This is a genomic window from Thioclava sp. GXIMD4215, assembly GCF_045291555.1.
GTDB lineage: Bacteria > Pseudomonadota > Alphaproteobacteria > Rhodobacterales > Rhodobacteraceae > Thioclava > Thioclava litoralis.
On the sequence record NZ_CP149515.1, the window covers coordinates 2298023 to 2309988 of the forward strand.

At 59.2% G+C, this 11966-nt stretch carries 12 protein-coding genes and 1 tRNA gene; 11 read left to right on the forward strand and 2 right to left on the reverse strand.

What is annotated here, in order from left to right; translation table 11 throughout:
- Positions 1–113 precede the first annotated feature (113 nt).
- The 8 genes from WDB86_RS11420 (at position 114) to WDB86_RS11455 (ending at position 8109) form a co-directional block, all read left to right on the forward strand.
- A complete protein-coding gene (locus tag WDB86_RS11420; RefSeq protein ID WP_406735962.1) occupies positions 114–2471 on the forward strand; it encodes an AAA family ATPase in 2358 nt (785 codons plus the stop codon).
- Between the two features lie 296 nt (positions 2472–2767).
- Positions 2768–3100, forward strand: coding sequence for a hypothetical protein (locus WDB86_RS11425; RefSeq protein WP_406735963.1), 333 nt, complete (start codon positions 2768–2770; stop codon positions 3098–3100).
- A gap of 5 nt (positions 3101–3105) precedes the next feature.
- Positions 3106–4446: a phage portal protein gene (locus WDB86_RS11430; protein ID WP_406735964.1), complete on the forward strand. Its 1341-nt coding sequence runs from the start codon at positions 3106–3108 to the stop codon at positions 4444–4446.
- Positions 4443–6242 (forward strand): Mu-like prophage major head subunit gpT family protein, encoded by a 1800-nt coding sequence (locus WDB86_RS11435; RefSeq protein WP_406735965.1) that lies wholly within the window; start codon positions 4443–4445, stop codon positions 6240–6242. Before WDB86_RS11430 ends, WDB86_RS11435 begins: the two co-directional genes overlap by 4 nt.
- Entirely contained in the window at positions 6239–6454 is a 216-nt protein-coding gene (locus tag WDB86_RS11440) for a phage head-tail joining protein (protein WP_406735966.1), read from the forward strand. Before WDB86_RS11435 ends, WDB86_RS11440 begins: the two co-directional genes overlap by 4 nt.
- A gap of 2 nt (positions 6455–6456) precedes the next feature.
- A complete protein-coding gene (locus tag WDB86_RS11445) occupies positions 6457–6786 on the forward strand; it encodes a DUF2190 family protein (protein WP_406735967.1) in 330 nt (109 codons plus the stop codon).
- A gap of 7 nt (positions 6787–6793) precedes the next feature.
- On the forward strand, positions 6794–7054 hold the full coding sequence (locus WDB86_RS11450; protein WP_406735968.1) for a helix-turn-helix transcriptional regulator: 261 nt from the start codon (positions 6794–6796) through the stop codon (positions 7052–7054).
- 5 nt (positions 7055–7059) lie between these two features.
- Positions 7060–8109, forward strand: a complete 1050-nt coding sequence (locus WDB86_RS11455; RefSeq protein ID WP_406737044.1) for a tyrosine-type recombinase/integrase — start codon at positions 7060–7062, stop codon at positions 8107–8109.
- A gap of 53 nt (positions 8110–8162) precedes the next feature.
- Here WDB86_RS11455 and WDB86_RS11460 read toward each other — a convergent pair.
- Positions 8163–8252, reverse strand: a tRNA-Ser gene (locus WDB86_RS11460).
- A gap of 217 nt (positions 8253–8469) precedes the next feature.
- Between WDB86_RS11460 and WDB86_RS11465 the strand changes: the two genes are divergently transcribed.
- The 3 genes from WDB86_RS11465 to WDB86_RS11475 are packed head-to-tail and all read left to right on the forward strand — an operon-like array spanning position 8470 to position 11309.
- Positions 8470–9483, forward strand: a complete 1014-nt coding sequence (locus tag WDB86_RS11465) for a TRAP transporter substrate-binding protein (protein WP_406735969.1) — start codon at positions 8470–8472, stop codon at positions 9481–9483.
- A 3-nt stretch (positions 9484–9486) separates the two neighbouring features.
- Positions 9487–10029, forward strand: coding sequence for a TRAP transporter small permease (locus tag WDB86_RS11470; RefSeq protein ID WP_406735970.1), 543 nt, complete (start codon positions 9487–9489; stop codon positions 10027–10029).
- The gene (locus tag WDB86_RS11475) at positions 10029–11309 is read left to right on the forward strand and encodes a TRAP transporter large permease (RefSeq protein WP_406721377.1); all 1281 of its coding nucleotides are present in this window, start codon (positions 10029–10031) and stop codon (positions 11307–11309) included. The genes WDB86_RS11470 and WDB86_RS11475 overlap by 1 nt, the downstream gene beginning before the upstream one ends.
- A 34-nt stretch (positions 11310–11343) precedes the next feature.
- Here WDB86_RS11475 and WDB86_RS11480 read toward each other — a convergent pair whose 3' ends face one another.
- Positions 11344–11952, reverse strand: coding sequence for an exopolysaccharide biosynthesis protein (locus WDB86_RS11480; RefSeq protein ID WP_339108371.1), 609 nt, complete (start codon positions 11950–11952; stop codon positions 11344–11346).
- Positions 11953–11966: the final 14 nt, after the last annotated feature.

Here is an 11966-nt window from a genome sequence, read left to right on the forward strand (position 1 = left end):
TAAGCAAATACAATCGCTTACAGTGTCAACCTCGCTGAAATCGTCTCGTTGTTTTCCATAGCTTTTCGCTGAGACTGTCAAACGGCTTGCAGGGCCTCAACTGAGGAACTGCTATGCAAATGCACGTCATCACGCCGGATATCGCACACTTGGTGGGGAGAAATCGAAGGCTCGAAACAGAAAGAGCCGCTGCGGATGGTCCCCGCAACGGCTCGAAAAAAACACAGGATGAAAAAACACCCTATGACGGAATATATCACGACGCTGATGGATTGCTAGGGGGACTTTCACCTCTCGACCTTCCTTTGGCTATTACCCGATTTCGAAACGTAAAGGCGCAGAATCTCAGCACTGACACAATTTCGCTTAACATGCTGGCCGGAGTCATCCGGCGCATGCGTGCGAAAGAGAAAAACGCGCTACCGCTGTTGAAGCTGGGCACCTTTGGCGATGCCCGCACGCCAGGGGGTTCCTTGCGCCACGATGCTAATCTGGTGGCGATCAGCGGTATTGAAGGGGACTATGATGACGGGAAGGTCACAGCGCAGGAAGCAGCCGCCCGCATGAAGGCGGCAGGCATTGCGTGCCTGATCTATACGACGCCCTCGCATACTCCTGACGCACCGCGCTGGCGGGTCTTGGCTCCTATCTCGCGGAATGTCGCGCCAGCCAAAAGGGATGCGCTCTGCGCTCGTGTGAACGGGGCTCTTGGCGGCATTCTTGCGGGCGAGTCTTTCACATTGTCGCAGTCCTACTATTTCGGCGGTGTGGAAGCTGAGCCTGTCGTGCATCTAGTTGAAGGGCGCGCTGTCGATGATGCCACAGACGTGCCTTCGATCGGCAAGGTGTCAAGCTTCGTCGCTGCCGATATGTTCGATGATATCTTGGGGGGTGAAGTCGCGCCTGCCGCTTCGGTCAGCACGACCGAGACGCCCCCGCTAGGCTACACCGCGGCACAAGCTGCGGATTGTCTGCGCTATGTCCCGAACGGGGATCGTAGCTACATGGGATGGCTCGCAGTTGCTGCTAGCTTGCGCCATGAATCTTGGGGGCGAAGCAAAGCGGAGACTGCCCAATTCTGCCGCGCGTTCGTCGCTTGGTCGCGAACTTCGACAAAGCACTTTCTGAAGCATCCGAACCATGAGTCCGCTGACGCGGCTGCGCAGAAGCTGTTTTACAGCCTGAACCGCGAAACCGGTGTGGCTCGCACGATGCGGTCTATAGTGGCGGAGGCACAAGAACACGGCTGGTCCGATGTCCAGTCTGACGACCTCGAGTCCGAATTCGAAGACCAGCCCGAAGCGCCGCAGGCACCTGTTGCGAAGTCGCGACTGTCCTTCCTGTCGCCTGCCGATTGCGATGCTGCACCCTCGCGTTCCTATCTTATGAAAGGGCTTCTGGCGGAACAGGACGTGGCGTGTATCTTCGGCGCGCCGGGTGCAGGCAAGTCGCTGCTGGCCCCGTTCCTCGCGTATGCCTTGGCTCAGGGGCGTGAAGCGTTCGGGATGCGGTCGAAAGCGGGCGGCGTATTCTATGTTGCAGCCGAAGACCCGCACGGGATGCGCGGTAGGGTGAAAGCTCTTCGTATCGCGCACGGGGACGCGGAAGGTTTCCAGCTTGTCGAAGGTGTGTCGGATCTTCTGGCCAAAGAGTCGCCGGATCTGATGGCACTACGGAACGCGGTGAAAGAACAAAAGCCCAAGCTTATCATCCTTGATACGCTCGCCATGTCCTTCCCCGGCTTGGAAGAGAACAGCGCCGAAGCTATGGGCCGGGTTGTCGCTGTCGCGCGTGCCCTGACAAAATGGGGTGCAGCGGTAATCCTGATCCATCACGACACCAAGGCGGAAGGCGCGACCCCGCGCGGTCACAGCCTGCTGAATGGTGCGCTGGACGTGGCCCTTCATGTGAAGCGGGACGATAGCGGCATTATCCGAGGGAAGCTGACCAAGAACCGCAACGGCTCCTGTGATCGGGACATTGCATTCCGCATCGCGACGGAAGACGGCGGCGTTGATGAAGACGGCGACCGCATCACCTTGCCGCGCTGTGAAGAACTGGATGCTGCGCAAGCGCCTGAAGCCGTGAAAATGACACCTGCCGAACGGGCCACGCTCGACGTGATCCACAATGTCGGAGGTGTGGCGGAGGAAGCCGAATTGCGTCGGGTCTGTATCGAGGGGCGCAAGGTCTCTGCCTCGGACAATCCGGACAGTCGCAGACGTGTTGTTGATAGGGCGCTAAAGGGATTGATCCAAAAAGGAAGCGTGACCTTCCAAAACGGTATTTATCGCGTCTGGTGCGATGATGTCGATGATTTTGACGATCTGAGCGAGCCGGACAATCCGGACTCTGTCCGGACAAATCCCGGATTGTCCGAAATGGCAAAGCGTCGAAATCCGGACGGACTCGGACACACCCCTTTAGGGGTGTCCGGTTGTCCGGACGATGCGGGCGAAGGAGTCCTGTGATGCGAAAGACGATAATCTTTAAGCGCGTGTTGCTCTGCGAAGCCTTGACATTCCTACATGCTGCGAAGCTCCGCGCCGTAGGATGCGAAGCCTTGCGTCCCTTGTTCGGGTCCTTCCTAGGGGGTGGCGTCAGCGGGTCCGTTGAGTCGCACCAGAACGCTCTCTTCTGTTTTTTTGAAATTGGGGAATCCCGGTATGGATATGTTTGACGACATCTTGGGCTCAGAACCCTCAAAAAAGCCCCCTCAGAGTGATTCGGCAGCATTTCCTTATGAGATGGACGAGATGCGAAAACATTGCGCCGCCTGCGCCAAACCTTTGATAGCGTTGCGACGTTGGGCGGATCTCTCAGCGAATTCGCGATGGCAGTTGAAGCTATCAAGGCAGGGAAGGCAGTTACGCTGAATGTCACACTTCGCATGCGCCCTGAGCCGTGGGAAAAGTGGCATGCATTCCGTCTGAGCGGTCATAAGGAAAAGAGCGCACGCGCTACATCTGCTGCCGCGCAGCTTGATGTCCGTGATAAGATCGTTGATCGGGCAGTGCTGAACATTGACCTAACCGCCCTTCTGGGCGATTTCATAAAAGCGTTCGAATTCACCGCCGCGACCTCGCACGACGAGGATTGATTGCCATGGCATTCCCCTTCCGTCGTCGTAAAGCCGACCCTCCCCGCACCTCCGTTCGTATGCTTGAAGGCGCATCGGACAAGCGTTGGTCAAAGACACCTGCATTTGGTGCTACAGGCAGCGAAGTACTGGCGGGAGCGGCTCAGGTGCGCGGGCGCGGGCGGCATTTGCGCTTCAATGACCCGACTGCCGCCAATGCGACCGAGATTCTGCGGACGGCACTCGTAGGGTATGGCGCAACGGTGACGTGCGGCGATGAAGCCCGAGATGCCGATTTTGCGGAATGGTCCAGTGCAGCCCGCTTTTTCGCGCTTCAGGGTGAGGTCATAGACGCTCTGGTGACGGATGGCGAAAGCCTTATCATCATGCGCACCGATGATAACGGAGCCCTTCGGCTTCAGCATGTCCCTGCCGAACAGCTTGACGAAGCCTATTCGGTCGATCTGGACAACGGGTGGTATATCGCCGCTGGCATTGAATATGACGCGGACGACCAATCCGTTGCATATCACTTCCGCCCCTCGCGTCCGACCGACCAATATCAGACATTCCGCCAGCCCGTGCGGGTCGAAGCTGCGGACGTGATCCATCTTTTCCGCCGTCAGGGGGCAGGGCAGACGCGGGGCCTTTCGTGGTTCGCGCCGGTTATCCTGCCGCTCAATGAACTGTCGCAGCTTCAGGATGCCTTGCAGGTGACGGCGAAGGTTCAGGCCATGATGACTGGCTTTCTTATCGATCAGAACGGCACTGCGACGAGCGCATTCGGTGATGGCGAAAACCCGATGGATTTGAGCCTTGAACCCGGCACGCTGCGGGTTTTGCCTGCCGGTTGGGATATCCGCTTCAGCACTCCGCAGCAGATGGCGCAGTCGGTCGAGCTGGTCGCGGTATCTCTTCGCCAGATCGCCGCAGGATTGCAAATCCCCGAATTCCTGTTGTCGGGCGACATGCGAGGCGTGAACTACTCTAGCGCCCGCACGGCTCTTGTTCAGTTCCGCAGCCGGATCGAGGCTATCCAGCATTCGCTTCTGGTGCCTGTGTTTTATGAACCGATCTGGCGGAGATGGCTGGCGCTGGAAGCCTTGCGTGGAGCGGATGGCGTTGACCCCCAAACGAAGGTCGAAATTCACTTTCCCAAACCCCAATGGGTCGATCCTGAGTCCGACGCCAAGGCAACGCGTGAGATGCTGGACATGGGGCTTATCAGCCGCCGTCAGGCAGTGGCGCAGCTTGGCTATGATGTTGCTGTCGTGGACGCTGAAATCGCGGCTGATCGGGAGCGAGAAGCTACCCTTGGCCTGACTTTCAGCACGAAGCGGAAAGAACAAAAGGAATCCAAAGAATGAACGTTCGGTTGACGGGAGACCCTTCTAAGGCGTCTCGGATTACTCCGAGCCTGCTACTCCCCCCTTGCGATAAGACGCAAGGTGAACGCTTTTATCGCGCTGTGTCGCATGTGGGCGATCTGGACGACGATACGCGGACATTCCGCGCCGTCGTGGCCACCAACGCACCTGTAAAGCGCAAAGGTCCTCGGGGCATCTACTTTGAAGTCCTCGACCCGGCAGGGCTGGAATTCAACGAAGACGACGATTGGCCCTTGCTGACTGACCACAAGCAATCCGCTCGTGAGACTGTTGGGCGCGTGTCCGATCTGGTCATTGACGGCCCGAGCATCCGCGCAACCCTGCGCCTTGGGCAAGCTGACGACATTGCACCAATTTACCAGCGGGTGAAAGACGGCACCCTCCCGCACGTCTCCGTTGGTTATCAAGTTCTCGCATGGCGCGAGTCAAAGTCCCCTGACGGCACGAGGATCAAGACTGCCACACGCTGGCGGCTCTTGGAGGTCAGCCTTGTGCCTGTGCCTGCCGACCGCAATGCAACAATCGTTAGGAGTGCATCTGAAATGCCTTTCGATAATCCCGAAGACCGCGATTCGTTCGTGGAAAATATCCGCAGCCTTGCCGGGTTGTCGGTAGCATGGGCAGACAGTCTGCCCGAAGATGCCGATCCGGACGCTATCCGCGCCGCAGCCCGTGAGGCTCTGACGCAGCGTAGTGCCCCGCAAATCCGTATCCGTCAGGATCACACTGACCCGGGCCAAATTCAAACTCGTGCCGCCGATGCTCTGGCCTTCCGGATGGCAGGGGGCGATCTGCCCGAAGCTTCGCGCGAATTCGTCAACATGTCGATGCGCGATCTTGCCGCCGATGCTCTGACCCGTTCGGGCGTATCGGTGCGTGGCATGTCTGCTGATGATATTTTCACCCGTGCGCATGGCACCAGTGACTTCCCGCTTCTGGTCAGCAACGCCATGGGCAAGGTCGCAGCCCAAGCCTATCAGGCGGCTGAAAGCCCTCTGAAGGCTCTGGCACGTCAGCGCACCCTGCCGAACTTCAAAGAGTCGACCTCGATCCGGCTGGGGGAAATGGGGCGTCTCGAAGAAATGACGGAACACGGCGAGTTCAAACACACCAGCCGCGCCGAATCTGGCGAGAGTATGAGCCTGAAAACCTTTGGTGGCACCCTAACCGCCGCGCGCGCCCTGCTGATCAACGACGATCTGGGCCTTCTGGGCGATATGACCGCAGCAATGGGGGCTGCCGCTGCGCAGACCGAAGCCGAAGAATTGCTTGCCTTGCTGACGGCAAACCCAACCCTGTCGGATGGCACGAAAGTCTTCGCTGCTGGTCGCGGCAACTATGCCACCACGGGTAGCGCACTGAGCGAACAGGCTCTTTCGAACGCCCGCAAGGCGATGCGCACGGTCAAAGGGTTGGATGGCAAAACCATCATCGACGCAAAGCCCAAATACCTTGTTGTCGGACCGGAACTTGAAACCGCTGCCGAAAAGCTGCTGGCTTCGATCTATGCCACCACTTCGGAAGACGTGGCCGCATTCGCTGGCAAGCTGTCCCTTGTTGTCGAACCCCGTTTGACGGGCGCAGGCTGGTATCTGCTGGCAGATCCGGCCCGCGTTGCTTCGCTGCAATATGGTTACCTCGCCGCTGCCCAAGGCGTCCAGATCCAGCGCCAAGAGGCATGGGATACCCTCGGGCTGAAATATCGCGCTTGGCTGGACTTCGGGTGTGGCTGGCTCGACTGGCGCGGGGCCTATCACGCAACGGGTGCAGCATGACCAGCGTGACGAAACTGCGCGAATACCGCGAACAACTTCAGGACGCTCGATTTTCGGGCGTCCGCAGCTTGACCGATCAAAACGGGGAAGCGGTCCAATATCGCTCGCAAGCTGAAATTGAACGGGCGATTGCCGCTATCGACGCCGAAATCGCCACTCTCACGCGCGGGCGGCAAACGCTGATCCGCCTTCAGACCTCGAAAGGACTCTGACCATGGCTCGCAATTTTGTCCAAGTCGGTGACACTCTCACCATCCCGGCACCTGTCGCAGTCTCCTCTGGCGGTGTTGTTATTGCCGGTGCAATCGTTGGCATTGCTCAGGGGGATGCTGCACAAGCTGCGCCTGTCGATGTGACAACCTCGGGCGTCTGGGAACTGTCGAAGGTAGCCGCAGACGCGTTCACGCTGGGCGCACCTGTCTATTGGGATGCTGACGACGAGCTGGCGACCAGCACCGCAACCGACAACACGAAGCTAGGCGTGGCGGTCGAAGCTGCACCGGCTGACACCGGGTCTCTTAAAGTTCGGCTGTCGGGCTTCTGAGGTATATATGCCCGCCCAAGCCCGTCATCCTCAACATGGTTTCATGCTGCCTGAAAAGCGCGGCCTGAGCCGTGTTGAGGCGGCGGAATACATCGGCTTCGGCACAACGACCTTTGATAGAATGGTTTCCGACGGACTAATGCCAGCCCCTAAGCGTTTCGGCACCCGTAAAGTATGGGATCGGCACGCTTTGGACTTGGCATTCTTAGCTCTTCCGAGTGACGATTCAGGCTCTGATGGTGCAACAGACAGTTGGAGCGACATGTGAAACTAATGAACAAACCACCCAAATACTGCCAAGGCTTTATGAGACGCGGAAAGCCATACTGGTATTATCGCCGTCCGGGCTTCCCCCGCGTGCCGTTGCCGGGCTTGCCTTGGAGCCCTGAATTCATGGCCTGCTATGAAAGGGCTGCGTCTGGAGAAAAGCCTGAGATCGGCAAAACGTTGACGATGCAAGGTAGCGTTTCCGCGCTAGTGGTCAGCTTCTACAATACCAGCGACTTCAAGGGGCTGAGCGATTCCACAAAGGTCACATATCGGGGCATCATCGAACGCTTCCGGGCAGACCACGGGCACCGCCTTGTGAAAGAGATGCAGCGCGAACACGTTCAGAAGATCGTTGCCAAGAAGTCGGACACGCCTGCCGCCGCGAATAACATGCTGCGGATGATCCATTTGTTGATGCGTCATGCCGTCGAAAGCGGCTGGCGGCGCGATGATCCGACCCAAGGGGTCCGCAAGGTGCGCAACAAATCCGCAGGCTTCCTAACTTGGGAAGAGGACCACATCGCGACCTTTGAAGCGCATCACGACCCCGGCAGCCGTGCGCACCTCGCACTGGCGCTATTGCTTTACACAGGGCAGAGGCGCAGCGATGTAGTGCGTATGGGGTGGCAGCATGTCCGCAGCGGAATCCTTTCCATTAAGCAACAGAAGACTGGGCAGGACGTGCATATCCCGCTGCATTCCGATTTGTTGGCGCTATTGGAATCCAGCCCGCCCGATGATCCGTCGTTCCTCATGACGGCGCAGGGGAAGCCTTTCACGCCACCGGGCTTCACGAACTGGTTTCGGGATATGGTCCGCCAAGCGGGGTTGCCTGACGGCCTTTCGCCCCATGGCTTACGGAAGGCGACATGTCGCAGACTCGCGGAAGCGGGATGCACGGCGCACGAAATTATGGCTATATCGGGCCATAGATCACTGGCAGAGGTGACGCGATATACCGTTGCCGCCAGTCGGAAAGACCTCGCAACGCGGGCTATGCTCGCGCTCGGGAAAGCTGAAAACAAGTCAATAACTGTCAAACCTGCCGAATAAGTTTGACAAAATGCCCTGCAAGAATTTGATATTTAAGCGAAATATTAGGTAAATGGCGGATGGGGTGGGATTCGAACCCACGGTACGGTTCCCCGCACGCTAGTTTTCAAGACTAGAGCCTTAAACCACTCGGCCACCCATCCATGCGCCTCGGCGTCATCCGCCTTGGCGTTTGACGGGTCTAATCGCTTGTGGGGCCGCTGGCAAGAGACCGGCCTTCTCGGAAGGGCGCAATTTACAGCAGTTTGTTGCCGGGAAGGCGCAAATTGGAATAACTCGCGCGCCGATACCTTCCATCTGCCGATGTGGCGGGCCTAATATCGCGAAAATCCGGAGCATAGTTACAGGAAGGTTCCGCCCATGGCCCGTTTCGCTTTGTTGTCTTCTGCCGCGCTTATGGCGCTGGCTTTGCCGGTTTCGGCCCAGACCAATCTGACTGTGGCCAACTGGCTTCCGCCCTCGCATCCGCTGGTCGCGGACCTGATCGTGCCGATGACCAAGGCCATTGAGGAGGCCACCCACGGCGAGGTCAAGGCAACCCTGCTTCCGGCTCCGCTTGGCCCGCCCGCCGCACATTTCGATTTTGCCGTCAATGGGGTGGCCGATATTACCTTCGGGGTGCAGGGCTATAATCCGGGCCGGTTCAAAACCACCAATATTGTCGAACTGCCGTTTCTGGGCAATTCGGCGGAGGCGGTCTCGGTGGCCTATTGGCGCACCTTCCAGACGATGCTGCAGGACGCGGGTGAATATAAAGGCGTGCATGTTCTGGCCGTTTTCAGCCACGGTCCGGGGGAAGTTTTCCTGAAGGATGGCGATGTGTCGGATATCGACGTGCTCAAGGGGCGCAAGATCCGTGTCGGGGGCGGGATCGTGCATGAAATCGTCTCGAAGCTCGGGGCGGTGCCTGTGGAGGGACCGTCGTCGAAATCCTACGAACTGCTGAGCCAAGGTGTGGCCGATGGCATTACCTTCCCCTATGAATCGGTGAATTTCTTCAAGCTGATCCCCCAGTTGAACAAGGCGATTGCCGTGGATGGCGGGCTGTATAACACGTCCTTCTTCATTGTGATGAACAAGGCGAAATGGGATAGCCTCTCGCCCGAGGTGCAGGAGGAGATCAACTCGGTCACGGGGGAGGTTCTTGCGCGCAAGGCGGGGCAGATGTGGGATCGGGCCGATGCCGCAGGCCGCGAGGCGATGAAGGGCAAGATCGAGATTACGCCTGCGACCGATGCGCAAATGGCGGCGTGGAAGACCGCGCTGCAGCCGCTTGTCGATGCCAAGATCGAAGAAGCCTCAAGCGCGGGGATCGACGGGCAGGAAGCCTATGATTTCCTCAAATCCGAAATCGCCAAAGCCTCTGCCGAGTAACCTGTGACACACGAGAACTTTCCGCGCGTGCCCGAGACGGATCCGTCTTCGGGCCGCGATAGGGCACCGGTGCCCCGAAACTGGCCGCGGCTTGCGCTGGGGGTCGTCTGTGGCGCAATGCTTCTGGCGATGATGGCGCTGACGGTGGTGGATGTCATCGGGCGCTATGTGTTTGTCGCGCCGCTGCAAGGGGCCACCGAGCTGACCGAAATGCTGCTATGCGCGGTGATCTTTCTGGGGTTGCCTGCCGTCTGCTTCGACCGTGACCATGTGACGGTCGATCTGGTGATCGACCGCTTGCCGGCCTGCGTGCAGCCGTGGCGGGAGCTGGCCACCTCGTTGCTGTCTGCTGTGGTTCTGGGGATCGTGTCATGGCGGATCTGGGTCTATGCGGGGCAGAAGGCCAGCTATGGTGAGGCCACCAATTCCCTGCGTCTTCCCATCGCGCCGCTGGGCTATCTCTGCGCGCTCTGTTGTGCGCTTGGCGTTGTGCTGACCGTGGTGGCGGCGCTGCGGCAGTTGACCTTTCAGCTTCGGAGGCGGTGATGGAGCATTGGCCTGTAGGTCTGGCGATCCTGATCGTCCTGTTGCTGGCAGGGGTGCCGATCGCTTTTGCTTTGGCCGGTGTCGGCCTTGTGGGCGTGGCGATGATCATCGGCTGGACGCCAGCCCTTTCCCTGATCGGGTCGGCATTTTTTGACAACGGGCGGGAATATTCGCTGTCGGTGCTGCCGCTTTTTCTGATGATGGGCAATTTTGTGGTGCAGTCGGGGATCGCCTCCGAGCTGTATAACTCGGCCTATGCATGGCTGCGCCATCGCAAGGGCGGGCTGGCGATGGCCACTGTGGTGGCCTGCGGGGCGTTTTCCTCGGTCTGTGGTTCGTCAATGGCAACTGCGGCCACGATGACGCGGATCTCGCTGCCCTCCATGCGGCGCTTCGGCTATCCCGACAGGCTGTCGACGGCCTCGATTGCGGCGGGGGGAACGCTGGGCATCCTGATCCCGCCCTCGGTCATTCTGGTGTTTTACGGCATCATGACGCAGCAGGATATCGGCAAGCTGTTTCTGGCGGGGATCATCCCCGGCCTGATCGGGATTGTCGGTTATGCGCTGGCGGTGAAGATTTCCATCGGGATGCGCGGGATTGACCTGCCTGTCGAAGCGAAGCTGCCGCTGATCGAACGGTTTCGGGCGCTCAAGGGCACGGCGGGCGCTTTGGTGCTGTTTGTTTTCGTGATGGGCGGGATCTATCTGGGGGTTTTTACCCCCACCGAGAGCGCAGGCATGGGGGCAGCGGGCGCGCTGTTGCTGGTGGTCGTGTCGGGCAAGTTCACATGGGGCGGCTTGCTGAACGTGCTCTATGATACGATGAAGACCACCGCGATGATGTTTTTCATCCTTTTCGGCGCGCTGAGTTTCACCAATTACGTCAATATGTCCGGCATGACGGGCGATATCCAGAACTGGCTGTCGGTGTTCGGAGGTAGTCCCGTGGCGATGATACTGGCTATTCTGGTGATCTATCTGGTGCTGGGATGCATGCTGGAAGGTCTGTCGATGATCATGCTGACCGTGCCGGTCTTCTATCCCATCGTGGCGGCTCAGGGCTTTGATCTGATCTGGTTCGGCATTTTCGTCGTTGTGATCACCGAAATCAGCTATATCACCCCGCCGGTCGGGATGAATGCCTTTGTGTTGCGGTCGGTCGTGCCGGATGTACGGCTGGGCACCATCTTCCGCGGGCTGCTGCCCTTTGTGGCGATGGACATCGTCCGCATCGGCCTGATTATCGCCTTCCCGTCGCTGGTGCTCTTGCTGACCTGACCCATGCGCCGGAGCCGTTGGTTTGGTGGGGCGCTCAGGCGGCGAGGGTGCCGCTGACGGCCCAATAGCCGACGCCGCCCGCAAGTCCGATAAAGCATAGCCCGAACAATGCGATCAATCCGTCGCGCACCAGAAGCGACAGGGCGAGAAGGGTGACCGCCGCGCCAAGGATGGACGAGCTGAATGGCACCAGCTCCAGAAAGGGCATGGCGGCTCCGCATAAAAGGCAGGCGCCCTGTGTGACCCAGCGAAAGGGGCGATGCGTGAAAAGGCGCAGCCGTTCCTTGGTGTGCAGGTCCATCCACCGCGCAATGCCCTGCAACTTGCCCGTCGCTTTGCGCAGCTTGTCCCCCGCGATATGGCGGCGCGTCAGCAGGCGCGGCAGCCAGAGGTGGTCTCGCCCCAGCAGCATCTGTGCCGAGATCAGCGCGATCAGGATGCCGCAGGCACTCGAGAAGAGCGGGATGCCCGAGAGCGGGCTGACCACGAAAAGGGCAGGCACCAGTAGCACCGGCACGAAAGAGGCGCCGCCCAAAGAGCCAAGCACATCCTCGATGCGGATCTCGTCTTCGTCTCTCGCGCGCGCGTCAATGGCGGCGACAATATCGCGGACGGCGCGTCTGGTCTGGGTCTGGTTTTGCATAAAAATACCTCTGC